Genomic DNA, 24,717 nt, shown 5'->3' with positions numbered 1-24,717 from the left:
TTATTCAGCGCATCATACGGTTGGCTAGTGCACGCTAACCCGAAGCGCCGCCGCCGTGGCAAAAGGCGCCAACGTCATGCTGCCCGCCAGTATCGCACCGAGGATCGCCAGATAACCGTCAATCGGCATGTTCATCGCAGCGGCATCAATAGCGCCGGTGGCAAAAATCAGCACCGGAATATATAACGGCAGCACCAGCAGGCTGAGCAGCACTCCTCCCTTACGCAAGCCCACGGTCAGGCCTACGCCAATGGCGCCGATCAGGCTGAGCGTCGGGGTGCCCAACAACAAAGTCAAGGCCACCGCCAGCCAACTATTGAAGTCCAGCGACAGCAGTAACGCCACCAAGGGCGACAAAATCAACAATGGCAGGCCGGTCACTACCCAGTGAGCACATACTTTGCCTAACACCGCGATCGGCAGCGGCGTCGGCAACAGCAACAGTTGCTCTAGTGAACCATCCAGCAGGTCATCACGAAACAGCCTTTCCAGCGACAGCAGCGAAGCCAGCAATGCCGCCACCCAGATGATCCCCGGGGCAATCCGCGCCAGCAACTGTGGTTCGGGGCCAACGCCCAGCGGAAACAGCGTAATGACGATCAAAAAGAACCACAGCGGGTTGACTATTTCCGCGCCTTTGCGAAAGGCGATTTTCAATTCGCGGCGTACCAGGGTCAAAAACATCAGACGTGCTCCCCGCCCGCATCAACCAGTCGAATTTTCTCTACCGCCTGGGTAGTACCGACCACATCCTGATGGGAGGTCAACAATACCATGCCCCCCTGCTGCGCATGTTGATCAAAAAGGCGAATCAATTCAGTTACACCCTGCTTGTCGATAGCCGTCAGCGGCTCATCGAGGATCCACAACGGGCAGTCGCTCAACCACAGTCGCGCCAGCGCGACTCGCCGTTGCTGACCGGCAGAAAGCTGCCCAACCGGCAAGTCTTCGTACCCCACCAAGCCCACCTGCTCCAGCGCCTGCCAGATAGCCTGGCCGTCGGTAGCGCGCCGTACCTGCTGATAAAAACGCAGGTTTTCAAACGGCGTCAGCATGGCATTGATGCCGGGATGGTGCCCCAGATACAGCAGCTCCCAGTGATAACGTTCGCGGCTGCGCAGCGTGCTTTCACCGCGCCACAGCACCTCACCGCCGTCAGGCCGCGCCAACCCGGCGAGAATACGCAACAGGCTGGTTTTGCCCGCGCCGTTGGCACCTTCAATCTGGACAATTTCTCCCGAACTTAGCGAAAAACTCAGCCCGCTAAACAGAACGCGTTCATCGCGGACACAACTCAGGTTTCTGACTTCCAGCATCAGGTGACTCGACAGTTTTCGTTGGGAATGCGAATCATAGCATAAGCGACAGAGCGCACGTAGCCTGCCAAAGCCCGCTCAACTACTCCAATGGGGGTAATATCCTGTACCAGATCAATAATGCGTAGAAAAAAACGCCTCGGTTAAAATCTTGTTACTTTTTATTGCAATAGCGACTGTCACTTTCAGCCGCACGCAACGGCAACTACGCTTGAATCATCAACGTGATTTTTGCTGCCTGAGGGAACTGAAGATGAGCGATAAACCGAATCTCGGATTGGATGATGAGAAACGCGGCGACAAAGGTGAGGTCAAGGTCGAAAGCAAAGAACAGGAACAGGGCAAGGCAGAAATAGAAGTCGATGAGGAAAAACTGCCGTCACGCGCTGCGGCCGTGCATGAGCAAATCCGCATGGAAGGGGAAAAGGAGCTGGAGCGCGATTGGCTGGCGCTGTTATGGTCAGCGGTGGCGGCCGGACTGTCGATGGGGGCGTCGTTAATGGCCAAGGGCATCTTCCACGCCCGATTGCCGGACGATCCCAGTCGATTTTTCATCGAGAATATCGGTTACACCTTCGGTTTTGTCATCGTGATCATGGCGCGCCAGCAGCTGTTCACTGAAAATACCGTCACCGCGGTGTTGCCAATCATGCATAAACCCACGCCGAAAAACTTCCTGATCCTGTTCCGGTTATGGAGCGTGGTGCTGCTGGGCAACCTGATTGGCACCGGGCTGGCCGCTGAAGCGTTTATCCAGCTTCCACTGTTCGACGACGCCACGCGTCAGGCGTTTACCGACCTCGCCAAGGAGGTAATGCAAAATAGTCCCGAAGAAATGTTTGCCAACGGCATTTTGGCCGGCTGGATCATCGCCACCATGGTCTGGATGTTTCCGTCGTCTGGCGCCGCCAAGATCTGGGTGATCGTGCTGATGACCTATCTGGTCGCCATCGCCGATCTGACGCACATTGTGGTGGGCTCGGTGGAGATACTGTATCTGGTGTTCAGCGGCGCTCTCCCCTGGCAGGATTTTTTCTATCCGTTCGCGATCCCGACGCTGGCGGGCAACATCATCGGCGGATCGTTTATCTTTGCGCTGATCAGCCACGCGCAGATCCGTAACGACATGAGCAACAAAGCCAAAGCCAGGCGTGAAGCCGAACGGGCAAAGGCACAGCGAGACGCCGACCCGGCCAACAAACCCTGACGCCCTCCCTCGCCAAGCGGCAAAAACATGGCCAATTGGTGAGGGATTGAGCAAACGAACCGCTAAGCGCTTATTCTGCGACGAAAAAAGGGTATAATACTCCCGCTCGCGGCGTCTCCGTAGTTAAACGGATATAACAAGCCCCTCCTAAGGGCTAGTTACTGGTTCGATTCCAGTCGGGGACACCATTTTCTGCTTTACCAATCTTTGCCGCCGACTCCCCCTGTTGAGCCACCGCCTGCGGCAACGGTCTTCTGGCCCATACCAGTCATCAATTGCAAGCGGGATTTATTGACGGCAAGCGCTGCCCCGGAGAACTACAGGTCGTCGAATGAGTACCGGTAATCACTGACGTTCACGCCGACCCGCGATAAAAAATGCCGCTCATGAGTCAACCGCAGTAGCCTGTGCGTCGGGCGCCAAACATTGTGCTGTTTACTGCTCCCTAGTCACTCTTATCTGTAGCCAGCAGGCCGGACTGCCGTATCCATTCATTGAGTTTATCGCCATCCGTTTGAGATACCATCTGACTCTCTGCCAATGCTTTTACTATCAAGACATATCTGTGTACGTCAGCGGAAAATATCGCTTTATTGATCTGATAAAGAGCCAACAGGCCTTTTACCAAGCGGAGTTGTACCTCGATAAGCGCCGCCCCGTCACGTGCTACAGGATTAAAAATGTCATCGAACAGGTCTGCGGTCAAAATCGGCTTTACGTAGATGTTCGGATAGATGACCTCTTCCCGTTGTGGCGTTTTATCACCCCACATCGCTAACAGCCTCACGGCACGGCCAATGACATCAATTGCTGTTCCAGGGTCATTAACCGCTGGGGACAATGCTCTTGAGGCTATTTCGGCCAACACCGACAAACCAAAGCGGGGATCTTGATCAAATGAACGCTCCGTACTGATAGTGATGGCGCGCAATAATGCTTCCGTCTCGATGTTTCGATGAGACGAGCACAGCAAAGCCACCGGTTGCCCCGGATGCACAAACGCCCCGGTCTGACATGCTAAATAGAGTTCACCTTCAATACTCTGAACGTAATCATCAAGTATCTGCATATCAATATGTTGTATATAGCCGATGTCCTGCGGATATATCGCCAGTGCATCCTGAGGGAGGTGAATATGTGAAGACCAGGGATTGGCACCCAGATACGGTATGTTTATACGACTTTCAAGTGCTTTTCGCGTAGCATCTTCTACCCGTGAAGTCGTTTCACCAACGCGTCCAAGCAGCGAGAGATGCTGGATCCAGCGTAATAGCGTGATGATGATCAGAGCGATAACGGCCAGTGTCACCACAAAGAGAACCACACGGCCCTGCTCTCCATAGGCTCCCATGCTGAGTGCAATAATGCCCACCAGGCTGAATAAGAAGGAGCCTATAAAGGTCGCCAGTACGTTTTGCGTGGTGCTGTCTTCCATCACCAAACGTGTCGCACGAGGCGTAACGCTGGTGGTTGCCGAACTGTATGCTGATACCATGATATTCAGTGAGAACGTGGTTACCGCCAGCATACTGGACGCCAATATGTTGAGAATATTATCAACCGCATCGGCTCCAACCACCCCACCGATACTGGCGGGAATAATCGGTTTAAGCACAATGGAAACTAATGCCGAAATCACGGCAAGCAGAGCAAATAAGCAGGTACGGAACCATAACTTGCGCGTTAACTGGCTAAATAACCAATGCCACTTCGACATTATTCGCATTCCTTTGTCCGATCGTGTTACCTACTATAGCTTATGTATTTATGCATTTTCTGAATTCCATTCCCATCGTTACATCACTTCCTGTACCCTAATGCCAACATGTCACGCGGTCGCCGCACCGTCCTTTCAGCCGCAGTTTCCCATTTGGATACGCCATGACCCATGATTACCCTGCCAGCTACGCCTTCGACGACGAAAGCGATGCCTGGCACATTACCTTTCGCGATTTCCCACAGCAGCAGGCGGCTTGCTATAGCCATGATGACATTGAGCTGGAGGCGCAAGAAAGCCTGCTGATCGCCATCGCCAACGAAATGGCCGAGCGCCGCCCGTTACCGCCTGCCTCCCCCCCACGGCTCGACGAGATCGCCATTCATCTGCCGGTGCTGGTGGCGCTGAAACTGGAACTGCACAATATCATGCTGGCGCAAACGACCTCCAAAGCCGATCTGGCGCGCAAACTGGGTTACAACGCGGCGCAGATCGATCGCCTGCTGGATATTAGCTACGCCTCCAAGGTGGAAGCGCTGGAGCAAGCGCTGTACCTGCTGGGCCATGAAGTCCGGCTGGCGGTAACCGCAATCAGCGGAAAATAAATATTCTCGCGGCGGGCTAAATATTCTCCGTTTTACGCCGATGTAATCGCTACCCAATAACAATAAAGGTAGTTAAGGCCAAAATGGAGTGGAGCCGCCGTAATATCTGGTGCGTTATTCTGCTGACGTGCCTTGTCTTCTGGGTCATGCTGCTGGTCGGCCTCAACGCCGTCGCCTAAGCCTTCCCCACCCAATCTGCAAACATGACAAAGCCCGCATTGCGGGCTTTATTGCCTGTGGTTGAAAAAAGCGGATAAAAATAAAAAGCGTTTAAAAACAGCAAGTAGTGGTTAAATAATGCGCAAAAAGTGTGATCAAAAACACAGTATTGAAATCAAGCGTGAATTGGGAGTACATTAGCGCCGATCCTGTCGTGGTTGCAGCCCTGTCTGCAGCAAGAGAAACGCGACGACCGGGATGCCGCTAATTCAAGCCGTTGTTGTTATTGATAAACAACCCGCTGATGCTGATTGGCATTCCTTATAATACTCAGCACAACAATCGGGATCGTTGGCTTGCGAGGAACTCCATAGGGGAGTGATTTGTGAAATATTTTCTGATGGGTGTATCATTCATGCTGGTTGCATGGGTCGGCACTTTCATGCTGATGGTTGCCTAACGGTAACCGTACCGGGAACATAGACAAAGGGGCGCTGATGCGCCCCTTTGTTGTTTTACCGCCGCCTGGCGGTTTATTTCACTACGCTTTTCGCCGCCTTGACCGATGGCGCAATCAGCCCATCGGCACGGAACATCGCTTTGATGCCCCGCACCGCCTGCCGGATCCGATCCTGATTTTCGATCAGGGCAAACCGCACGTGATCGTCGCCGTAGTCGCCGAAACCAATGCCCGGCGATACGCAGACTTTGGCCTCCGCCAGCAGGCGCTTGGCAAATTCCAGCGATCCGAGGTGCGCATAAGGCTGCGGGATTTTCGCCCACACGTACATGGACGCTTTCGGATTAGCCACCATCCAGCCCGCTTCGTGCAGGCCTTTGACCAGTACATTGCGACGCTGACGATATTGTTCGGCAATATCGCGCACGCATTGCTGATCGCCTTCCAGCGCGGCAATCGCCGCCACCTGCAGTGGCGTAAAGGTGCCGTAGTCGTGATAACTCTTGATACGCGCCAGCGCGCTCACCAATTCCGGGTTGCCGACCATAAAGCCGATACGCCAACCGGCCATGTTGTAACTTTTCGACAGGGTAAAGAACTCCACCGCAATGTCCTTGGCGCCGGGCACCTGCATGATCGATGGCGCTTTCCAACCGTCATAAACGATGTCGGCGTAGGCCAGATCGTGGATCACCAGCACGTTGTACTGCTTCGCCAGTTCCACCACCCGCTCAAAGAAATCCAGCTCCACGCACTGCGCGGTCGGGTTGGAGGGGAAACCGAGGATCATCATTTTTGGCCGTGGAATGGTTTCGCGGATCGCGCGTTCCAGCTCGCCAAAGAAGTCGCCGCCCTCCACCAGCGGCACCGAACGCACCTGCGCGCCGGCGATCATCGCACCGTAAATATGGATCGGATAGCTTGGGTTCGGCACCAGCACGGTATCGCCGTGATCGAGCGTCGCCAGCATCAGGTGCGCCAGCCCCTCTTTCGAGCCAATGGTAACAATGGCTTCGTCTTCCGGATCGATTTCCACCTGATAGCGTTCGGCATACCAGCGTGAAATAGCACGGCGCAGACGCGGAATGCCGCGCGACGTTGAATAACCATGGGTATCGTCACGCTGCGCCACGGTACACAGTTTCTCAACGATGTGCGGCGGCGTCGGGCCATCGGGGTTGCCCATGCTGAAATCGATAATATCCTCGCCGCGACGGCGTGCGGCCATCTTTAATTCGGCGGTGATGTTGAATACATAAGGGGGAAGACGTTCAATACGCGTAAAGCGGCGTGGACTGTTATTGTCAGCCATAGGATCCTCGAAGATACGTTAGCGCCCGGACCGTCCGAGCGACGCTGGCCAATTTTTGGCCTGACGACGAACATATCGCAGCGCCGACAGGCTGTCGAGTCTCCTTGCGCAATTTTTTTACTTTTTGGCAACGGCGTATTCGCTGGCCAGCAAGCCCAGTTGCCAGTCGTTATACCATTGCCCTGCCAGACGGAAATTATCACGCAGCGTGCCTTCAAGCTGAAAACCACAGCTTTCCAGCAGACGTCGTGACGCCATGTTGCCTTCGGTTACCGTGGCGTTGAGCTTGTGAAAGCCACAGGCGTTGAACGCAAAGTCCATCAGCTTGCGCAGCGATTCCTTACCGTAGCCTTTGCCCTGACCCGCCGGCAGGCTGGCAAAGCCCACCTCCGCCTGCTGAAACGGCAACCATTCGGCACGAAAGCCGGTCAGCCCCAGCGCAGCGCCGCTGGCCTTTTCACGCATCACCAGACACAGCCAGTGTTGGCTGTGTTTGTTCCAGGCCGGTAATCGGCCGGCAAAGCGCGCATGGATTTCCGCCTCATCCAGCGGATCGGCCAAATAACGAATCACCTGTGGATCACGATACAGCTGCAAGAACAGCGGCCAGTCCTCTTCAGTCAGGCTGTGCAGCGTCAGCCGTTCTGTTTCCAGTTTCATGCTATACCTCCGAAATGCGAAAAAGAGGAAGTTACGAATGAAAGCTAACCCTTTATTTTCCGCAATTAAATTTAGATAATCGTTAACGTCAAAACAACAAAACCATAACCCTTTACCCCGGTATCCGACAATACCTGTCGCCGTCGCTGGCGACATGAGGAGAACATCATGGCAACACTGGTCATTGACGATATTCCAACCGCCATTAAACACGTCAAACAGCAATTGCGTCAGGCTTTGCCCAACTATCACGAAGTTTTCCTGACGCTGGAGGATAACATCCGCCAACAGGTGGAACAGATCCGCAGTGAACTGGCCGCCGGGCAGAATCCGGTACCGCAGCTAGACGCGGAAGACATTCTGCAACAGCGCGTCAGCCAACGGCAGATAGCCTTGATCAAGCAACGCGGCGCCTGCGCTATTCGCGGCGTTTTTCCCCGCGAGCAGGCCGCTGGGTGGAACCGCGACATTGGGGACTATCTCGAGCACAATAACTTCGTCGAACGACTGAAAAACGCCGCCGAAGACAACTACTTTGGCAAGCTGGCCGCCAGTAAACCGCAAATTTACGGCATTTACTGGTCGAAGCCGCAGGTCGAAGCACGTCAGGATCAACGTATGCATGCGGTGCAAGTGTTCCTCAACAGCCTGTGGGAAACCGAAAGCAACGGCAAGCAACATTTTGATCCGCAGCGCGTCGTTACCTACGCCGATCGCACGCGCCGCCGCCCACCCAATTCGTCCTCACTCGGCCTGTCGCCGCACGTCGACAGCGGCACTATCGAACGCTGGCTGGATGAAAATTTCCGCTACGTTTACCGCCACGTTTTTTCCGGCGATTGGCAACAATACGATCCGTTTGCCGCCGACGGCCGCACCGCAGTGCGTGAAATCGCCTCGCCGGCGGTCTGTTCGATGTTCCGCACCTTCCAGGGCTGGACCGCGCTGACACCGCAGCGCACCAATGCCGGCACGCTGAATCTGGTGCCGATCGCCAATGCCATGGCCTATATCTTGCTGCGCGCCCTGCAAGATGACGTCGCCGACGACGATCTGTGCGACGCCGCGCCGGGCCGTGCCTTGTCGATTGCCGAAAAATGGCATCCCCTTTTACTGCAAGGGATTTCCCCTATTCCCGATTTAGAGCCCGGTGATACGGTATTCTGGCACTGTGACGTGATCCATGCGGTGGAAAACCAGCACAACGGTGAATTCGATAGCAACGTGATGTACATCGCCGCCGCGCCAGGCTGCGAGAAAAACGACGCCTATCTGCAACGCCAGTTGCCAAGCTTTCTGGCGGGCCGCACGCCTCCAGACTTTGCCCCGGATGATTTCGAGGTGGACTTTGTCGGTCGGGCAACCGAGGCATTGCTCACGCCGTTGGGCAGAGCGCAACTGGGCTTCAAATAACCGCACCCGCGCGCTGACTGCCAGCCGGCGCGCGGTTTTCCCCTCTGGCGGCCGGCCGCGTATCCACCCGCTGCGGCACGTGCCGCTTCAGCCCTGACAGGCCGTGGCGGTTCTGGGCGTCGCCCGCGCTGTGATATACTTGCCGCATCTTTTCGCCGCAGCGAGTACCCGTTGTGCACTCAGTTTTTGAAATGCTGTTAGCGGTGTTCGATCGCGCCGCGCTGATGTTGATTTGCCTGTTTTTCCTCACCCGCACCCGGCAGTTCCGGCAATTGCTGCAAAAAGAGGACCATACGCCGCTGGAACTGGCGGCGGTCACCGCCATCTTTTCGCTGTTCGCCATTTTCAGCACCTATTCCGGTATTAACGTCGAAGGATCGCTGGTCAACGTGCGCGTTATCGCCATCATGGCGGGCGGCATCCTGTTCGGCCCCTGGGTGGGGATCGTCACCGGCATCATCGCCGGCACCCACCGCTATCTGATCGATATCGACGGCATTACCTCGGTTCCCTGCCTGATCACCAGCATCATCGCCGGTATCTGCGCGGCGTACATTCACTTGAAGATCAACAAGCAACAGCGTTGGCGGGTGGGTATCCTCGGCGGCATGCTGTGCGAAAGTCTGACCATGCTGTTGATCGTGCTGTGGGCCAGACCCACCGAGCTCGGGCTGGATATCGTGGCGAAAATCGCCCTGCCGATGATCCTCGGCACCGTCTGTATTGGTCTGATCGTGCTGCTGGTGCAAAGCGTCGAAGATGAAAAAGAGGTGATCGCCGCGCGGCAGGCCAAGCTGGCGCTGGATATCGCCCGTAAAACTCTGCCGTACTTTCGTAATTTCAACAGTGAATCGCTGACCACCATCTGTGAAATCATCCGCCGCGATATTCAGGCTGATGCGGTGGCGATGACCGATACCCAACGCGTGCTGGCCTACGTTGGCATTGGCGAAGAACATTATCCGGTTGGCCGTGAGAGCCTGAGCCGCGTCACGCGTGAAAGCCTGCGCCACGGCAAGATCATCATAAAAAACAACCTGGAGAACCCGGCGACGCCGCAGATACATTCACAGTTGGTGATCCCGCTCTGGGAAAAGGGCGAGGTCAGCGGCACGTTGAAAATCTACTACTGCCACGCCCACCAGATCACCAACACGCTGAAGGTGATGGCGGTCGGGCTATCGCAGATTATCTCGACCCAAATGGAAGTATCACGCATTGAACAGCTGCGCCAAATGGCCGACAAAGCCGAAATGCGCGCACTGCAAAGCAAGATCAACCCGCACTTTCTGTTTAACGCGCTGAACGCCATTTCGTCATCGATTCGCATCAACCCGGACATCGCGCGTCAGTTGATCATCAACCTGTCGCGCTATCTGCGTTACAATCTGGAGCTCAGCGACGAACTGATTGATATCCGCAAGGAACTGCACCAGATCCAGGATTATATCGCCATCGAGCAGGCGCGTTTCGGCAGCAAGCTGACGGTGATTTATGACGTGGACGACGATATTGCGGTGCGCATCCCCAGCCTGCTGATCCAGCCATTGGTGGAAAATGCCATTGTGCACGGCATACAGCCCTGCAAAGGCAAGGGTGTGGTGGTGATCGCGGTAAAAGATTTGGCTGACCGAGTCAGGATTTCGGTAAAGGATACCGGTAACGGCATCAGTCAGGAGGTCATCGACCGCGTGGCGCGCAACGAAATGCCTGGCCATAATATCGGCCTGCTCAACGTACATCATCGCGTATCGCTGCTGTATGGTGAAGGCTTGCAGATCCGGCGTCTGGAGCCGGGCACCGAAATTTCGTTTGTCATCACTAAAAACGGCAACAAGCTGCATCACGACGCTGCCGTATTACCGGCCGGGGAACATTGATGAAAGCCATAATTGTCGAAGATGAGTTTCTGGCACAGGAAGAGCTGCATTATCTGATCAAGAAACACAGCAACATCAGCATCGAAGCGACCTTCGAGGACGGGCTGGACGTGCTGAAATACCTGCAGAATCACCAGGTGGACGCCATTTTCCTCGACATCAACATTCCGTCGCTCGACGGTGTGCTGCTGGCGCAAAACATCAGCAAATTCGCGCACCGCCCCTCGATTATTTTCATCACCGCCTACAAGGAACACGCGGTAGAAGCGTTTGAGATCGAGGCCTTTGACTATATTCTCAAGCCCTATCACGAAGCGCGCATCATTACCATGCTGCAAAAACTCGAAGCCTTGCATCAGCGCCCCGCGACGGTAACGGCGCCGGAACAGACAGCGCCGGCCGGGCGCAGCAATTCCAGCATCAATCTGATCAAAGACGAGCGGATTATCGTCACCGATATTAACGAGATTTACTACGCCGCCGCCGATGAGAAAGTGACGCGCGTCTACACTCGCCGCGAAGAGTTCGTGATGCCGATGAACATTACCGAATTTTACAGCAGGTTGCCGGAAGAGCACTTCTTCCGTTGCCACCGTTCCTATTGCGTCAATCTGTCGAAGATCCGCGAAATCGTGCCGTGGTTTAACAACACCTATATTTTGCGGCTGAGCGATCTGGAATTTGAAGTTCCGGTCAGCCGCAGCAAGGTCAAGGAATTCCGCAAATTGATGCGTCTTTGATGTTTGCCGGCGCAGCCGCCTCGACGCTGCGCTGGTCTCCCCGCGGCCAATCCCCCCTGTAGCCCCTGACGCCAGCGTGCTGGTCGACAAAAATCGTCGCGATGTTTGATGTAGATCACATTACAAACGCGGCATTTCCCCCCCTTTTGGGCGCTAAATCGGCAACTCAAGCATCTCCTGGTGCATTTCATTCCTTTGCTGGTGCAACTCATTCCCGATCCGCCAACCCGGGATATTGCCAGACTTATACTAAGCCCATTCCGCGGGAGCACAGCATACCCGCAAATTTACGGGCAACGCACACAGGAGAAACCGGCCATGACCAACAAACCGGTAAATCGCAGCTTCATCGTTTTTGGCACCATCGTTTGCCAAATGGGCCTTGGCACCATCTACACCTGGAGTTTATTCAACCAGCCGCTGGTCGATAAGTTCCACTGGGGCCTGGCCGATGTCGCCACCACCTTCTCCATCACCAGTTTCTTTCTGGCGTTTGCCACTCTGTTCGCCGGTAAATTGCAGGAACGCTTCGGCATTCGCAACCTGACGCTGGCGTCCGGCATCCTGGTAGGGCTGGGTCTGATTGCCAGCGCTCACGTCAGCTCGCTGGACATGATTTATCTGCTGGCCGGGGTCGTGGTGGGTTTCGCGGTCGGTATTGCCTATATTTCCACGCTGTCGAATCTGATCAAATGGTTCCCGGCCAACAAAGGGTTGATTTCCGGTATTTCAGTCGGCGCTTTCGGCAGCGGCAGCCTGCTGTTCAAATACGTCAACGCCACGTTGATCGCTGATGTTGGCGTGTCTGCCGCCTTCTTCTACTGGGGTGCGATCGTCATGGCGCTGATCGTGTTCGGCTCAATGTTGCTCAAAGAACCCGCCGCCAGCACATCGACCAATACCGCCGCCGGCCTGGGTAACGATTACAGCGTGCGCCAGATGCTGGCCACCAAAGAAGCCTACCTGCTGTTCGCAATTTTCTTCTCTGCCTGCATGAGCGGCCTGTATCTGATTGGCATCGTCAAGGACATGGGAGTGCAATTGGCGGGGATGGATTTGGCTACCGCCGCCAACACCGTTTCCGCCGTGGCTATCTTTAACACCGCAGGCCGCATCATTCTGGGCACCCTGTCGGATAAAGTTGGCCGCATGCGCGTTATCAGCTTCACCATGTTGGTTACCGTGCTGGCGATTGTCGCACTGAGCTTCTTTACCCTGAGCCACACCCTGTTCTTCCTGTGCGTCGGCGCGGTTGCCTTCTGTTTCGGCGGCAATATTACCGTCTTCCCAGCGATTGTCGGCGACTTCTTCGGTCTGAAAAACCACAGCAAAAACTACGGCATCATCTATCAGGGCTTTGGTCTGGGTGCGCTGGCCGGTTCGTTTATCGCCAAATACTTTGGCGGCTTCCATGCCACCTTCATGGTGATTGGCGTACTGTCGCTGGTATCGCTGCTGATTACGCTGTTTATCAGCGCGCCGCAGACGGCAACAGCAACAACCGACGACACCGCAACGCCGGAGCTGGCAAAAGCAGAACACGCCTGATTCATATCAACAGCAAACAGCCGGTCAGTGATGCTGACCGGCTGTTTGCTGATAGAGGATAACACCAGGAGGAACCTGTCAGCCCCTGTGACTACAGACGCATCCCCAGCGTTTGCCGCAGGTGAGCGCCAGCACCCAGCAACCCCGGCTGTGCGTGGGTGATCATAAACACCGGAATGTCGTGCACATAGTCCTTAAAGCGCCCCTTATCCTCAAACGCCGTACGGAAGCCGGACGCTTTGAAAAATTCCATAAAGCGCGGCACGATACCGCCGGCGATATACACGCCGCCAAAGGTGCCAAGACTCAATGCCAGGTTGCCGCCAAAGCGCCCAAGGATCACGCAAAACAGCGACAACGCGCGGCGGCAATCCGTGCAGCTGTCGGCTAACGCGCGCTCGGTCACGTCCTTCGGCGCCAGATTTTCCGGCATACGATCGTCCGCCTTGACGATCGCGCGGTACAAATTGACCAGCCCCGGTCCAGACAGCACCCGTTCGGCAGAAACATGGCCCACTTCGGCACGCAATACCTCCAGAATGATGTCTTCCTCTTCGCTGTTGGGCGCAAAGTCGACATGGCCGCCCTCACCCGGCAGGCTCAGCCAACGGCGGTCAACCTGTACCAGGTGCGCCACGCCCAGCCCGGTACCGGCACCGTACACCGCAATCGGCTTGTCCTGCTGCGCCTGACCGCCGCCAAACTGCATCACGTCGTCGGCGGTCAGCATCGGGATCGCCATGGAGACTGCGGTAAAATCGTTGATCACTTCCAGATGGTTCAGCCCCAGATTGGCCTTCATCTCTTTGATGGAAAACGCCCAGCTATGGTTGGTCATCGCCACCCAATCGTCGGTCACCGGGCAGGCTATGGCGATGCAGGCATCCTGTACTTCGGCCTGGTGTTCGACCAGATATTGGCGAATCACCGCTTCGAGGCTGTCGAACTCCAGGCCGGAATAGGTTTTCGCCTGGGTAATTTCACCCGTCGCGACAGTGCACAGCGCCAGGCGGGCATTGGTACCGCCAACATCACCTACGAGGGCATAGGTCATCAGTGTTTTCTCCGCAAAATTTAAGGGCAAATAGCAAACTGCACTCACTGTAAAATCCCGCCGAGAAAACAACAATCGTCATCGTTACGCTAACCGGCCAATAGCGATCTTGATCACAAAAAACGTTTCAGCCAGGCCGTTTGGCCGATTTTCCTGCACGTTGAAACAAATTGCGGCAAAAAACGCGTCTTGGCGGCTGTTCAGCGGCGACCGGGGTTGGCAAAATGCCTGAAAACAGCCTATATAACCATCCGTTGACGCTGCTTGCTGCGCACAGCGAAGGCTGGTGCACTCAATCATCACCCAATCATCTCCCCCTGCGACGCAGGGTTTATTGACAAGGGATCCCTGCATGCTGCATCCGCGCGCCACGACAATGCTGACCTTTGCTCTGCCTGCCATTATTATCGGCTCTGCCGCCAGTCTGGTGCTTATTCTGGTGATGAGAGTGGCCGCCGCGCTACAAAATACCCTGTGGTCACGGCTGCCCGCCCTGCTTAACGTGGATGTGCATTCGCCATGGTGGACCCTTGGCGTACTGACGCTCACCGGCGTTGCCGTCGGGTTGATTATTCGCTATATGCCCGGCCATGCCGGCCCGGATCCGGCCACCGAATCGCTGATCGGCTTGCCGATCCCGTTGTCGGCCATTCCCGGGCTGCTATTGGCGTTGCTGGCGGGTTTGGCCGGCGGCGTCAGTCTGGGGCCGGAAAACCCGATCACCGCCATCAATATTGCACTGGCAGCGGCACTCGGCGCTCGCCTGCTGCCAAAAGTCCCGCAGGTGGACTGGATTATCCTGGCGGCGGCCGGCACTATCGGCGCCCTGTTCGGCACGCCAGTGGCGGCGGCGCTGGTTTTCTCGCAAATGTTGGCCAGCAGCGGCGATGTTCCGTTGTGGGATCGGCTGTTCGCCCCGCTAATGGCGGCAGCGGCCGGCGCAGTGACTACGCAACTGTTCTTCACCCCCGATTTTTCTCTGCAATTGGCACCCTATGACGTCACGCGCCTGGCGGATATCTTCAGCGGCGCAGTGGTGGCGCTGATCGCCATCGCGCTCGGTATGGCGGCGCTATGGTGCTTCCCGCATCTGCATCGGATGTTCCATTCGTTGAAGCACCCGGTATTGGCGCTGGGATTGGCTGGCTTTCTGCTGGGCATGCTGGGACTGATCGGCGGCGACGTTACGCTGTTCAAAGGGGTAGACGAAATGAAGCGTCTGGCGGCCGGCGACGATGTTACCGTCAGCACGCTGCTGATCGTCACTCTGACCAAGCTGGCGGCGTTGGTGATTGCCGCAGCCAGCGGTTTTCGCGGCGGACGGATCTTCCCCGCGGTGTTTATCGGCGTTGCGCTTGGCCTGATGCTGCATCAACACGTACCGGCGGTGCCGGCGGCCATCACCGTTTCCTGCGCTATTATGGGGCTGGTGCTGGTGGTTTCACGTGACGGATGGCTCAGCCTGTTTATGGCTGCGGCAGTGGTACCGGATCTGCATCTGCTGCCGGTGTTGTGCATGGTTATGCTGCCCGCCTGGCTGATACTGGCGGGCAAGCCGCTGATGCTGATCTCGCAGCCGCGCCCGCCGCGCGAGCACGATGAATAGGTGCGCTCAGGCCAGCGCGTAATCCGCCGCCGCGCGGGCATGAATTTCCGTGGTGTCGAATACCGGCACCGAGGCGTCCTGTGCATTAACCAGCAGGCCGATTTCGGTACAGCCGAAGATAATGCCCTGTGCGCCCTGAAGCTCCAGATTGCCGATGATCCGCCGGTATTCGTCACGCGAAGCGGCGCTGATTTTCCCCAAACACAGTTCGTCGTAAATAATACGGTGGATAATGTCGCGATCGGCGGACACCGGCGTCACCACCTCGATGCCAAAGCGCGCCTGCAGGCGCCCACGATAAAAATCCTGTTCCATGGTAAAGCGCGTGCCCAACAGCCCGACGCGGCGCATATCTTGTTGACGTACCTGCAATGCGGTGGCATCGGCGATGTGGATCAGCGGTAAGCCGCTGGCCTGCTCAATGACATCTGCCACTTTGTGCATGGTGTTGGTACAGATGACGATGGCTTCTGCGCCAGCAGCACGCAGCGAGACTGCCGCCGCCGCCAACAGTTGCCCGGCGCCTTGCCAGTCTCCCTGATGTTGCAGACGTTCAATCTCATGGAAATCGACGCTGTACAGCACCAGCCTGGCTGAATGCAGGCCGCCCAGTTGCTGCTTGACCTGCTCGTTGATCATCCGGTAGTACGGAATGGTGGATTCCCAGCTCATTCCTCCCAGCAAACCCAGCACTTTCATTGGTTTCTCCTCACGGCTACGCGCTACATGTGACCAACCTTATCCGCGCGGCAGCGCGTTGACGATAGCTTATTTCACCGCCAGACGAGTGTCGACCCAACGCTGACGCAAAGTGTCATACAACCAGTTATAGGCCATGGTATACGGCAGGAAGAACAGGAAAAAACCCAGTTCCAGCATAAATGCCTGGACCAGCGTCAGGTTTAGCATAAACGCGGCAATCGGCACGCCAATCAGCACAAAGCCGGCTTCGAACCCGAACGCGTGCAATGCACGCACCTTCAGAGTACGCAGCACCCGGTTTACCGGCCACAGACGGTCAAAGACGGTGTTATAAATCATATTCCACAGCATGGCGACGCTGGACAGCATCACCGCCAGCGCCCCTACCTGCATCATCGAACGGTTCATCAACCATGCACCGATCGGCGCGCAAATCATCACCGCGATCGCCTCAAACCCTACCGCATGCACCACGCGTTCAGCGAAAGACTTGTTTTGCAATTGCATATATCACCTGACATTGATTGTTTATGAAAAAGTCAGGTGATTATCATCGACTTTTACCGTAGATTAAAAATAGGTTCCATCGATAAAATAGATACTTCATGCATTATTCACCGGAAGCATTACAGGCATTTGTCGAAGCAGCCGCGCTGGGGTCGTTTTCCGCCGCTGCGCGCAAGCTGCGCAAAAGCCAGTCCACCATCAGCACCGCGATCGCCAATCTGGAAGCTGACCTTGGCCTGACGCTGTTCGACAGGCAGGCTCGTCAGCCGGTGCTTACCGCCGCCGGGCGTAAAGTGCTGGGTCACGTGCAAGAGATCCTCGCCGCCAGCGAACGGTTGGATGCGTTAAGTATCCGCCTGGCCGATCGCATTGAACCCCGCTTGACGATCGTCTTTTCCGACACTTATCAACCCAATCATCACGACAGTTTGATGCGGCATTTTGAGCGTCGTTATCAGGACATTGAGCTGGAGTGCATGATTGCCGAAGGCGGTGACGTACTGGAGCTGTTACAGAGCGGCCGGGCGCATCTTGGCATGCTGGCGGTACAGCCGGCCTACCCGCCGGATATCGCGGTAGCCCGCCTGCCAGAGCAAACCGAAATGGGGATTTTTGTCGCTCGCGATCACCCCTTGGCACAGCTTGAGACGGTTTCGCAGGAACAATTGGCCAGCGACCGCCAGCTGTATCTCAACACCTATTCTGCCAATGCCAACAAACCGCAGGGACGCGTGTGGTCGGCGCCAAGTTATCTGATGCTGCTGGAAATGGCGGAGCAAGGCTTCGGCTGGGCGATTTTGCCGCACTGGCTGGTCAGGCAGTACGGTCAGGAGCGTTTGCAGCCGTTGCCGTTGCGCGGCTGGCCAATGCGCATTTCGGTCGACGCGGTGTGGTCACGTCTTACCCCACCGGGACCGGCGGGGTTTTGGCTACTGGAGCGCCTGCAGGAAAGCGCCGAGGATCAGGCGGCGGCATTACGCACCTGAATGGCCCGAGACACGCTGTCGAGCAGTTCCGGGATGTCCATCTTCGGCAATATCACCTCGATGAATGCCAGCCGATCGCAGTCGTTCACCTCACTCAGCGCAGCGCGTAACGACTCTGGTTCACTAACGCGCAACGTCTTCACGCGCTGTCCATCGCCCATCGCCTGCGGTAACAACGTCCAGTTCCAGGCGGCGATATCGTTATAACGCTGCTCTGGCCCATGAATGGCGCGCTCGACGGTATAACCATCATTATTCAGCAGGAAGACGATCGGCTTTTGCCCATCACGCAGCATCGACCCCAACTCCTGAGCCGTCAACTGGGCTGAACCATCGCCTATCAGCAATATTACTCGACGCTCCGGCTCCGCAGTCTGCGCGCCAAACGCCGCCGGCAGGGTATAGCCGATCGAGCCCCACAGCGGCTGCACGATAAAATGGCAACCCTGTGGCAACGTCAGCGCCGCAGCGCCAAAACTGGCGGTGCCCTGTTCCGCCAGCACGATATCGCCGGGACGCAGAAAATCCTGCACCTGCTGCCAGAAACCATGCTGATCGAGCCCGCCGCCATGCGATTGTGGCAATGGCGTGCGCGCAATGACGGGTAATGTCCAGTGCCGACACAGCGACAGCGTTAACTGATGCAGCGCGATCACCGCATCGCGCATCGGGATCTGACTGAATACCTGCTGGCCGACGCGTGCTTCAAACGGTTGGATATCAATGCATTTGTCCGCTGGCAAACTGTGGCTAAATCCGGCGGTAATGGTGTCAGTTAAACGCACACCGATACTGATGATCGCATCAGCGCCTTCGATCAACTGCTTGACCGGCGGGGCACTGGCTGCACCGGCATAGGTGCCGGTAAAAGCGGCGTGGGTTTCATCCAACACGCTTTTGCCCATTAGCAGCGTGGCATGAGGAATTGAAACTTCCTGCATCCATTGGCTCAGAGCTTGCTGCGCGCCAAAACGATCGGCGAGAAAATCCGCCAACAGCGATACCCGCTGTGCGGCTTGCAACTGTACGCGCGCCGCCTTGACAAAGGCCTGCAACGATGCGGCGGACAGATTGGGCTGTCGCAGCATCAACGGCGCCGGGCGTGAAGCCAGCGGAGCCTGCGCCACATCGCTTGGCAAGAGCAGATACACCGGCCGACGCTCAAACAGCGCGGTGGTCAGCAGCCGATCGATTTCTGCTTCGGCATTGGCCGCCGTCAGGCTGGCCTGCGCAATGGTGACCTCTTTGGCCATGCGGGCAAAATGGCCAAAATCGCCGTCACCCAGCGAATGATGCAACAGTTCCCCACTGCGCTGGCAACGCAGCGTGGGGGCGCCGACAATATGAATCACCGGCAGATATTCCGCATAACTGCCGGCAACGCCGTTGATCGCGCTGAGTTCACCCACGCCAAAAGTAGTCAGCATCGCGGCAGCGGGTTTGCAGCGGGCATAACCATCCGCTGCATATGCCGCATTAAGCTCATTGGCGCAACCAACCCAGGTCACCTGCGGATGATCGATCACATGATCGAGAAACTGTAAATTGTAATCACCGGGCACGCCAAACAAATGGCGAATACCCATCTGCGCCAATCGGTCGAGAAGATAGTTAGCCACCGTATAATTCTTACTCATGATATTTACCTGCCCGATGATAGGAATATTAGTATTTAGTATTGAATATCCCGGCGAAATTTCGAGCTTTATGGCAAATAACCACTTGGAAACCCTACTTTACATGGTTGCACCGGCATCAGGCAGCACGACCTGAGCATTAATCCACGTTATCTCCGCGCAAGTTAACGTGATCCGGACCGCAGGCAATCGTGGTGAAAACGCATACACTAAAACATGTCCCCCTCCCTTCAAGGCAGAGATTGATATGGTTTATCAGGCAGATGCTTCCCGTTATCACACCATGGAATACCGACGCTGCGGACGCAGCGGACTGAAATTGCCAGCGATATCATTGGGCTTATGGCATAACTTTGGCGATAACTCGCTGTATGACAACGCTCGCAACCTGGTGCGCCGCGCGTTCGATCTGGGCATTACCCATTTTGATCTGGCCAATAACTACGGGCCGCCCCCCGGCTCTGCCGAAGCGGTTTTTGGCCGCATCCTGCATGCCGATCTGCGCGCCTATCGCGATGAACTGATCGTGTCATCAAAAGCCGGTTACACCATGTGGCCAGGCCCGTATGGCGACTGGGGTTCAAAAAAATACCTGGTCGCCAGCCTCGATCAAAGCCTGCAACGGCTGGGGCTGGATTATGTGGATATCTTTTATCATCACCGACCGGATCCCGATACGCCGCTGGAAGAAACCATGGCGGCGCTGGATTTACTGGTGCGGCAAGGCAAGGCGCTGTATGTCGGCCTGTCGAATTATCCGGCTGAACGGGCACGTGAGGCATTCGCCCTGCTGCAACAGCTTGGCACGCCCTGTGTGATCCACCAGCCCAGATACTCAATGTTCGAGCGCAGTATTGAAGCGGAGCTGCTGGACACGCTGGCTGACCATGGCGTGGGGTCCATTGCCTTTTCTCCGCTGGCGGGCGGCGTGCTGACCGACCGCTATTTGCACGGCATACCGCAAGATTCGCGGGCTGCCGGCGACAGCAAGTTCCTCCAGCCAGAGCAACTGACCGAAGAAAAGCTGGCAAAAGTGCGCCGTCTCAATGCATTGGCCGAGCAGCGTGGACAAAAGCTGTCTCAGATGGCGCTGGCCTGGGTGCTGCGTAACGATCGTGTGACCTCGGTGTTGATCGGCGCCAGTAAAACCAGCCAAATAGAAGATGCGGTCGGCATGCTGGCCAATCGCAACTTCAGCCCACAGGAAATCGCCGCAATCGACGCCATTCTTCTGTAAGCGATTACACCCCGTCGTTCTAACGCCTGCCGGGGTGTGATTTTACTTTAGATAAATCTTAATTCGTTGCCACAGCGTGGTTTTCAGAATCTCCCTCAGATTCTTTATACGTCGATAGCGATAACATGCTGACAGATTAACTATAAGGCCGGTTTACCTCCCCGCAGGGCATCAAGCGAGCACAGGCTACGCGTGACGGGCATACGGGAATTTTTGCACGGTGAGCCGCCAACAGGAGAAAGCATGTTTAAACCTCTGCTACTGGCCGCTATCTTAGTGGCAACCACAGCCCCACTGGCGCAACAGGCGCAGGCCGAAGGCCTCAACATTGATTTGATGCCCGGCGTTTCATTACGCATAGGCGATCAGGATCGACGCGGCAATTATTGGGATGGCCATGACTGGCGCGATCGTGACTGGTGGGAAAACCACCGTGGGCGTTATCAGGGCGAACGCAGCCGCCGGGGATATTACTGGGACGGCTATCGCTGGCGTGACGGCGACTACTGGCGCAAAAATTACTATTACCATGATGGTCGCTATCGCAAATACGATAAGCACCATTATAAAAAGCATCATAAACACAAGCACCGTCATCACGAACACGACGACGATTAAATGCAAAAGGGCGCGATTTCGCGCCCTTTCAGCTAGCGCCAAGCGGTTAGAACAGACTGCTTACCAGCAGATAGCCATTCAGCCCCACCACGATCAATACGATCAGCCACCCGATATTCTGTATGGATCTACTGTTAACCAGATCCCCCATCAGTTCCCGGTTGCCGGTGAAACGCAGCAGTGGTACCAACGCTAACGCGATACCAAAGCTCAACAACACCTGGCTGAGCACCAGGATACGCGTAGCATCCATACCCAGCAGGATCACGATAAACGACGGCAGCATGGTCACCACGCGCCGCACCCACAGTGGAATATAGAAACGCACGAACCCCTGCATGACCACCTGCCCCGCCAACGTGCCAACCACGGTGGAAGAGAGTCCCGCCGCCACCAGGCTAAGACCGAATACCGTTGCAGCGGCGTGCCCCAGCAACGGTTGCAAGGTCAGGTAGGCTTGATCAAGATCGGCGATGCCGCTATGGCCGCTAAAGTGGAATGCCGCAGCGGCGGTAGCCATCATCGCCAGGTTGACAAAACCGGCGATGGTCATGGCAATCGCCACGTCTACCTTGGTTGATGCATAACGTTCCGCCTGCGAATTTTTACCGGCGGTTTGCGTCAACGAAGAGTGCAGATAGATCACGTGCGGCATAATGGTGGCGCCAAGCACGCCGGCCGCCAGAAACACCGCATCGCCGTTAGGCAGGTCGGGAATGGCCATGCCTTTGATAAGCCCGCTCAACTGCGGCTGCGAGAATACCAGCTCGACGATGTAGGCGGCGGCAACGAACAGCAGCAGGCCGCCGATCACCAGTTCCAGCGGTTTCTGCCCACGTTTTTGCAGCATCAGGATCAGGAAGGTGGCGATACCGGTCAGCACCGCGCCTTCAAGCAGGGTGACGCCGAGCAGCAGTTTAAAGCCGATCGCCGCACCGATAAATTCGGCCAAATCCGTAGCCATGGCGATGATTTCCGCCTGAACCCAATAGGCCCATACTGCCGGCCGCGGAAAACGGTCGCGGATATGTTCGGCCAGGTTCTTGCCAGTGGCGATGCCGAGCTTGGCAGACAATAGCTGGATTAACATCGCCATGATGTTGGCCCACACCACTACCCACAACAGTTTGTAGCCAAAGGAAGCGCCGGATTGGATGTTGGTGGCAAAGTTACCGGGATCGATATAGCCGATGGCGGCGATAAACGCCGGGCCCATCAAAGAAAGTTTGATCTTCCTGGACGGGCGGTTGGTGGAGGTAGAAGTAACCGCACGGCTGTTCAACATATCGTTTAGCCCTTACTCATATTAAGCTTACCGTAATCATAGCAAAATGATAATAATTATCAATTGCATTTAGAGAGGTGATGCTTATCCCTGTGATAGACGGCGACGAAGGCTTTACGAACATATCGCAGCTATTTCAACAAGTTTCTTGCCGCTGGCGTTGACCAGAAACAGAACGAAGTACGCCTGATAATCAAATTAGCACAAAAATGCTACCAATGGGCAAAATTATTAACATCTTGATTTGGAGTGCTTTACTGGACTACTTTAAGAAGAATCCCACTATCAGTTTCTATATTTGCAATCGAAGTCTCGTTTTTAAACGCAGCGTTACATAGAATGACAACCGAAATTCAGCCTGCCTCAAATTTGGAGCAAACATGTCCCATATTGCGCACTTTGCGTTGGCGTTAGTGGTGGTAACGATTTTGGCATTGCTGGTATGCCGCGATCGCAAAAGCATCCGCATTCGCTATGTTATTCAATTATTGGTTATCGAAGTATTATTGGCCTACTTTTTCCTGCATTCGGAAGCGGGCCTGGGCTTCGTCAAAGGGTTCGCCGCCCTGTTTGATAAACTCCTCGGATTTGCAGGACAAGGGACTGATTTTGTCTTCGGCGGTATGGGCGACAAAGGGTTGGCGTTCTTCTTCCTGAAGGTACTGTGCCCTATCGTGTTCATTTCTGCGCTGATTGGCATACTGCAATACATCAAGGTGCTGCCATTTGTGATCCGCATCATCGGTACCGTCCTGTCCAAGGTAAACGGTATGGGCAGGCTGGAGTCATTCAACGCCGTCAGCTCACTGATTCTCGGTCAGTCGGAAAACTTTATTGCCTATAAAGACATTCTGGGCAAGATGTCGGAAAAGCGCATGTACACCATGGCGGCAACCGCGATGTCGACGGTCTCCATGTCGATCGTCGGCGCCTACATGACCATGCTGGATGCCAAATTCGTGGTAGCGGCGCTGGTGCTCAACATGTTCAGTACCTTTATCGTGCTGTCGTTGGTCAACCCGTACGACACCAGTAGCGAAGAAGAACTGCACCTCGGCAATCTGCATGAAGGCCAAAGCTTCTTTGAAATGCTGGGTGAATATATTCTGGCAGGTTTTAAAGTTGCAATAATCGTTGCCGCAATGCTGATCGGCTTTATCGCCCTGATCGCCGCACTCAACGGCCTGTTCAGCGCCATCTTCGGTCTGAGCTTCCAGGAGATCCTCGGCTACTTCTTCTATCCATTTGCCTGGATTATGGGTATCCCTAAACACGAAGCGCTGCAGGTTGGCAGCATCATGGCGACCAAACTGGTTTCCAACGAATTCGTGGCGATGATGGAATTGCAGAAAGTCTCGGCTGAACTGTCGCCACGCAGTCTGGGCATTCTGTCGGTATTCCTGGTGTCCTTCGCCAACTTCTCTTCTATCGGTATCGTTGCCGGTGCGATTAAGGGCTTGAACGAGCATCAGGGCAACGTGGTTTCGCGCTTCGGCCTGAAACTGGTGTACGGCTCTACGCTGGTGAGCATTCTGTCCGCGTCGATCGCCGGCCTGGTTCTGGGCTAAGCCTAGCCCACCGTCAAGCCTCCCATGCCGCTCAGTTGACGCTGAGCGGCATTTTTTATGCCTGTCGCAGAGGATTGAGATTCCTGAACCGTTCGGCAGGCAATGGCGCGTGATGCCATCGCGTTCCGCCAGCGTCGTGAGCCAGACAGCAGAAAAGCAAAAAGCCGACCCAGAGGTCGGCTTTTTAAATGGTGGTGGAGCTAAGCGGGATCGAACCGCTGACCTCTTGCATGCCATGCAAGCGCTCTCCCAGCTGAGCTATAGCCCCACAAAATGTGGTACGCATTAACCGGCGTTACGGTATCAACCAACCTTACTGAGATAAAGGTTGGTGGAGCTAGACGGGATCGAACCGTCGACCTCTTGCATGCCATGCAAGCGCTCTCCCAGCTGAGCTATAGCCCCATTCCACAAACACTTTGTGCCGTGAACGGGGCGCATAATATGAAACCCGGCAAACCCTGTCAACGGCTAATTTGCATTACTCGATCAAGCGCTGA

At 55.7% G+C, this 24,717-nt stretch carries 24 protein-coding genes and 3 tRNA genes; 13 read left to right on the top strand and 14 right to left on the bottom strand.

All coding sequences use genetic code 11. The annotated features are described in order from the left end of the window. Positions 1–24: 24 nt before the first annotated feature. Positions 25–684, bottom strand: coding sequence for a heme exporter protein CcmB (gene ccmB, locus ACCC84_RS06600; protein WP_004960282.1), 660 nt, complete (start codon positions 682–684; stop codon positions 25–27). Beyond that, positions 684–1,316 (bottom strand): cytochrome c biogenesis heme-transporting ATPase CcmA, encoded by a 633-nt coding sequence (ccmA, locus tag ACCC84_RS06595; RefSeq protein WP_004960276.1) that lies wholly within the window; start codon positions 1,314–1,316, stop codon positions 684–686. The genes ccmB and ccmA overlap by 1 nt, the downstream gene beginning before the upstream one ends. 253 nt (positions 1,317–1,569) lie before the next feature. Here ccmA and ACCC84_RS06590 point away from each other — a divergent pair, with 253 nt between their 5' ends. Continuing rightward, positions 1,570–2,523 (top strand): formate/nitrite transporter family protein, encoded by a 954-nt coding sequence (locus ACCC84_RS06590; RefSeq protein ID WP_004960275.1) that lies wholly within the window; start codon positions 1,570–1,572, stop codon positions 2,521–2,523. 113 nt (positions 2,524–2,636) lie between these two features. Then, positions 2,637–2,711: transfer RNA gene (locus ACCC84_RS06585), tRNA-Arg, on the top strand. Positions 2,712–2,968: 257 nt separating this feature from the next. Here the strand turns inward: ACCC84_RS06585 and ACCC84_RS06580 are convergent. Then, positions 2,969–4,240, bottom strand: coding sequence for a DUF2254 domain-containing protein (locus tag ACCC84_RS06580; protein WP_233092354.1), 1,272 nt, complete (start codon positions 4,238–4,240; stop codon positions 2,969–2,971). A 164-nt stretch (positions 4,241–4,404) separates the two neighbouring features. Between ACCC84_RS06580 and ACCC84_RS06575 the strand changes: the two genes are divergently transcribed. Together ACCC84_RS06575 and ypdK are read left to right on the top strand one after the other, a co-directional pair. After that, the gene (locus tag ACCC84_RS06575) at positions 4,405–4,845 is read left to right on the top strand and encodes a type II toxin-antitoxin system HicB family antitoxin (protein WP_004960265.1); all 441 of its coding nucleotides are present in this window, start codon (positions 4,405–4,407) and stop codon (positions 4,843–4,845) included. 544 nt (positions 4,846–5,389) lie between these two features. After that, positions 5,390–5,464: a membrane protein YpdK gene (gene ypdK, locus ACCC84_RS06570; protein ID WP_099782600.1), complete on the top strand. Its 75-nt coding sequence runs from the start codon at positions 5,390–5,392 to the stop codon at positions 5,462–5,464. A gap of 73 nt (positions 5,465–5,537) precedes the next feature. Here the strand turns inward: ypdK and alaC are convergent, their stop codons facing one another. Continuing rightward, on the bottom strand, positions 5,538–6,776 hold the full coding sequence (alaC, locus tag ACCC84_RS06565) for an alanine transaminase (protein WP_371901677.1): 1,239 nt from the start codon (positions 6,774–6,776) through the stop codon (positions 5,538–5,540). A gap of 117 nt (positions 6,777–6,893) precedes the next feature. Continuing rightward, positions 6,894–7,436, bottom strand: coding sequence for a GNAT family N-acetyltransferase (locus ACCC84_RS06560; RefSeq protein WP_039991864.1), 543 nt, complete (start codon positions 7,434–7,436; stop codon positions 6,894–6,896). Between the two features lie 168 nt (positions 7,437–7,604). Here ACCC84_RS06560 and ACCC84_RS06555 point away from each other — a divergent pair, with 168 nt between their 5' ends. Continuing rightward, positions 7,605–8,849, top strand: coding sequence for a DUF1479 domain-containing protein (locus tag ACCC84_RS06555; protein WP_004960256.1), 1,245 nt, complete (start codon positions 7,605–7,607; stop codon positions 8,847–8,849). On the opposite strand, the gene ACCC84_RS06550 is transcribed toward ACCC84_RS06555, so the two are convergent. Beyond that, positions 8,842–8,997, bottom strand: coding sequence for a hypothetical protein (locus ACCC84_RS06550; RefSeq protein WP_004960252.1), 156 nt, complete (start codon positions 8,995–8,997; stop codon positions 8,842–8,844). The genes ACCC84_RS06555 and ACCC84_RS06550 overlap by 8 nt on opposite strands. A 43-nt stretch (positions 8,998–9,040) precedes the next feature. On the opposite strand from ACCC84_RS06550, the gene ACCC84_RS06545 reads away from it, so the two are divergent. The 3 genes from ACCC84_RS06545 to ACCC84_RS06535 all read left to right on the top strand — a co-directional run bounded on the left by ACCC84_RS06545 (position 9,041) and on the right by ACCC84_RS06535 (position 13,017). Further along, complete coding sequence (locus tag ACCC84_RS06545; RefSeq protein ID WP_004960249.1) at positions 9,041–10,729, top strand: sensor histidine kinase; 1,689 nt, start codon at positions 9,041–9,043, stop codon at positions 10,727–10,729. After that, complete coding sequence (locus ACCC84_RS06540) at positions 10,729–11,469, top strand: LytR/AlgR family response regulator transcription factor (RefSeq protein ID WP_371901676.1); 741 nt, start codon at positions 10,729–10,731, stop codon at positions 11,467–11,469. Before ACCC84_RS06545 ends, ACCC84_RS06540 begins: the two co-directional genes overlap by 1 nt. 318 nt (positions 11,470–11,787) lie before the next feature. Further along, on the top strand, positions 11,788–13,017 hold the full coding sequence (locus tag ACCC84_RS06535) for an L-lactate MFS transporter (protein WP_004960243.1): 1,230 nt from the start codon (positions 11,788–11,790) through the stop codon (positions 13,015–13,017). A gap of 91 nt (positions 13,018–13,108) precedes the next feature. Here the strand turns inward: ACCC84_RS06535 and glk are convergent, their stop codons facing one another. Further along, on the bottom strand, positions 13,109–14,074 hold the full coding sequence (gene glk / locus ACCC84_RS06530; protein WP_198773514.1) for a glucokinase: 966 nt from the start codon (positions 14,072–14,074) through the stop codon (positions 13,109–13,111). A gap of 81 nt (positions 14,075–14,155) precedes the next feature. Next, positions 14,156–14,425 (bottom strand): hypothetical protein, encoded by a 270-nt coding sequence (locus ACCC84_RS06525; protein ID WP_198773492.1) that lies wholly within the window; start codon positions 14,423–14,425, stop codon positions 14,156–14,158. On the opposite strand from ACCC84_RS06525, the gene ACCC84_RS06520 reads away from it, so the two are divergent. Continuing rightward, a complete protein-coding gene (locus ACCC84_RS06520) occupies positions 14,424–15,677 on the top strand; it encodes an ion channel protein (protein WP_198773493.1) in 1,254 nt (417 codons plus the stop codon). The genes ACCC84_RS06525 and ACCC84_RS06520 overlap by 2 nt on opposite strands. Positions 15,678–15,683: 6 nt before the next feature. On the opposite strand, the gene ACCC84_RS06515 is transcribed toward ACCC84_RS06520, so the two are convergent. Both ACCC84_RS06515 and ACCC84_RS06510 read right to left on the bottom strand, forming a co-directional pair. Continuing rightward, positions 15,684–16,376 (bottom strand): aspartate/glutamate racemase family protein, encoded by a 693-nt coding sequence (locus ACCC84_RS06515; RefSeq protein WP_004960232.1) that lies wholly within the window; start codon positions 16,374–16,376, stop codon positions 15,684–15,686. Between the two features lie 69 nt (positions 16,377–16,445). After that, a complete protein-coding gene (locus ACCC84_RS06510) occupies positions 16,446–16,886 on the bottom strand; it encodes a multidrug/biocide efflux PACE transporter (protein WP_198773494.1) in 441 nt (146 codons plus the stop codon). 98 nt (positions 16,887–16,984) lie between these two features. Between ACCC84_RS06510 and ACCC84_RS06505 the strand changes: the two genes are divergently transcribed. Further along, positions 16,985–17,872: a LysR family transcriptional regulator gene (locus ACCC84_RS06505; protein ID WP_004960227.1), complete on the top strand. Its 888-nt coding sequence runs from the start codon at positions 16,985–16,987 to the stop codon at positions 17,870–17,872. Here the strand turns inward: ACCC84_RS06505 and ACCC84_RS06500 are convergent. Then, positions 17,848–19,509 (bottom strand): alpha-keto acid decarboxylase family protein, encoded by a 1,662-nt coding sequence (locus ACCC84_RS06500; RefSeq protein ID WP_198773495.1) that lies wholly within the window; start codon positions 19,507–19,509, stop codon positions 17,848–17,850. The genes ACCC84_RS06505 and ACCC84_RS06500 overlap by 25 nt on opposite strands. Before the next feature lie 247 nt (positions 19,510–19,756). Between ACCC84_RS06500 and mgrA the strand changes: the two genes are divergently transcribed. Together mgrA and ACCC84_RS06490 are read left to right on the top strand one after the other, a co-directional pair. Beyond that, positions 19,757–20,746, top strand: a complete 990-nt coding sequence (gene mgrA, locus ACCC84_RS06495; protein WP_004960218.1) for an L-glyceraldehyde 3-phosphate reductase — start codon at positions 19,757–19,759, stop codon at positions 20,744–20,746. Between the two features lie 243 nt (positions 20,747–20,989). Next, positions 20,990–21,364: a DUF2502 domain-containing protein gene (locus ACCC84_RS06490; RefSeq protein WP_371901675.1), complete on the top strand. Its 375-nt coding sequence runs from the start codon at positions 20,990–20,992 to the stop codon at positions 21,362–21,364. 46 nt (positions 21,365–21,410) lie between these two features. On the opposite strand, the gene ACCC84_RS06485 is transcribed toward ACCC84_RS06490, so the two are convergent. Further along, complete coding sequence (locus tag ACCC84_RS06485) at positions 21,411–22,649, bottom strand: Nramp family divalent metal transporter (RefSeq protein WP_004960212.1); 1,239 nt, start codon at positions 22,647–22,649, stop codon at positions 21,411–21,413. A gap of 380 nt (positions 22,650–23,029) precedes the next feature. Between ACCC84_RS06485 and ACCC84_RS06480 the strand changes: the two genes are divergently transcribed. Continuing rightward, positions 23,030–24,217, top strand: a complete 1,188-nt coding sequence (locus ACCC84_RS06480; protein WP_004960209.1) for a NupC/NupG family nucleoside CNT transporter — start codon at positions 23,030–23,032, stop codon at positions 24,215–24,217. Between the two features lie 192 nt (positions 24,218–24,409). On the opposite strand, the gene ACCC84_RS06475 is transcribed toward ACCC84_RS06480, so the two are convergent. Together ACCC84_RS06475 and ACCC84_RS06470 are read right to left on the bottom strand one after the other, a co-directional pair. After that, a tRNA-Ala gene (locus ACCC84_RS06475) sits at positions 24,410–24,485 on the bottom strand. Positions 24,486–24,546: 61 nt separating this feature from the next. Then, positions 24,547–24,622, bottom strand: a tRNA-Ala gene (locus ACCC84_RS06470). Between the last annotated feature and the right edge of the window lie 95 nt (positions 24,623–24,717).

The sequence above is a fragment of the Serratia odorifera genome, assembly GCF_041448735.1.
Lineage (GTDB): Bacteria > Pseudomonadota > Gammaproteobacteria > Enterobacterales > Enterobacteriaceae > Serratia_F > Serratia_F odorifera.
The sequence above is the reverse complement of the archived record's forward strand: the minus strand, read 5'-3'. Positions and strand labels throughout refer to the sequence as shown.

Bases quoted from the DNA above. Each gene is read 5' to 3' on its own strand.
- ACCC84_RS06575 (WP_004960265.1), top strand. From the start codon at position 4,405: ATGACCCATGATTACCCTGCCAGCTACGCCTTCGACGACGAAAGCGAT.
- ACCC84_RS06485 (WP_004960212.1), bottom strand. From the start codon at position 22,649: ATGTTGAACAGCCGTGCGGTTACTTCTACCTCCACCAACCGCCCGTCC.
- ACCC84_RS06535 (WP_004960243.1), top strand. From the start codon at position 11,788: ATGACCAACAAACCGGTAAATCGCAGCTTCATCGTTTTTGGCACCATC.
- ACCC84_RS06505 (WP_004960227.1), top strand. From the start codon at position 16,985: ATGCATTATTCACCGGAAGCATTACAGGCATTTGTCGAAGCAGCCGCG.
- ACCC84_RS06540 (WP_371901676.1), top strand. From the start codon at position 10,729: ATGAAAGCCATAATTGTCGAAGATGAGTTTCTGGCACAGGAAGAGCTG.
- ACCC84_RS06520 (WP_198773493.1), top strand. From the start codon at position 14,424: ATGCTGCATCCGCGCGCCACGACAATGCTGACCTTTGCTCTGCCTGCC.
- mgrA (WP_004960218.1), top strand. From the start codon at position 19,757: ATGGTTTATCAGGCAGATGCTTCCCGTTATCACACCATGGAATACCGA.
- ACCC84_RS06515 (WP_004960232.1), bottom strand. From the start codon at position 16,376: ATGAAAGTGCTGGGTTTGCTGGGAGGAATGAGCTGGGAATCCACCATT.
- ACCC84_RS06525 (WP_198773492.1), bottom strand. From the start codon at position 14,425: ATGCAGGGATCCCTTGTCAATAAACCCTGCGTCGCAGGGGGAGATGAT.
- ccmB (WP_004960282.1), bottom strand. From the start codon at position 684: ATGTTTTTGACCCTGGTACGCCGCGAATTGAAAATCGCCTTTCGCAAA.
- alaC (WP_371901677.1), bottom strand. From the start codon at position 6,776: ATGGCTGACAATAACAGTCCACGCCGCTTTACGCGTATTGAACGTCTT.
- ACCC84_RS06510 (WP_198773494.1), bottom strand. From the start codon at position 16,886: ATGCAATTGCAAAACAAGTCTTTCGCTGAACGCGTGGTGCATGCGGTA.
- ACCC84_RS06555 (WP_004960256.1), top strand. From the start codon at position 7,605: ATGGCAACACTGGTCATTGACGATATTCCAACCGCCATTAAACACGTC.
- ACCC84_RS06560 (WP_039991864.1), bottom strand. From the start codon at position 7,436: ATGAAACTGGAAACAGAACGGCTGACGCTGCACAGCCTGACTGAAGAG.
- ACCC84_RS06545 (WP_004960249.1), top strand. From the start codon at position 9,041: ATGCTGTTAGCGGTGTTCGATCGCGCCGCGCTGATGTTGATTTGCCTG.
- ACCC84_RS06550 (WP_004960252.1), bottom strand. From the start codon at position 8,997: ATGCGGCAAGTATATCACAGCGCGGGCGACGCCCAGAACCGCCACGGC.
- ACCC84_RS06580 (WP_233092354.1), bottom strand. From the start codon at position 4,240: ATGTCGAAGTGGCATTGGTTATTTAGCCAGTTAACGCGCAAGTTATGG.
- ACCC84_RS06500 (WP_198773495.1), bottom strand. From the start codon at position 19,509: ATGAGTAAGAATTATACGGTGGCTAACTATCTTCTCGACCGATTGGCG.
- ACCC84_RS06490 (WP_371901675.1), top strand. From the start codon at position 20,990: ATGTTTAAACCTCTGCTACTGGCCGCTATCTTAGTGGCAACCACAGCC.
- ACCC84_RS06480 (WP_004960209.1), top strand. From the start codon at position 23,030: ATGTCCCATATTGCGCACTTTGCGTTGGCGTTAGTGGTGGTAACGATT.
- ccmA (WP_004960276.1), bottom strand. From the start codon at position 1,316: ATGCTGGAAGTCAGAAACCTGAGTTGTGTCCGCGATGAACGCGTTCTG.
- ACCC84_RS06590 (WP_004960275.1), top strand. From the start codon at position 1,570: ATGAGCGATAAACCGAATCTCGGATTGGATGATGAGAAACGCGGCGAC.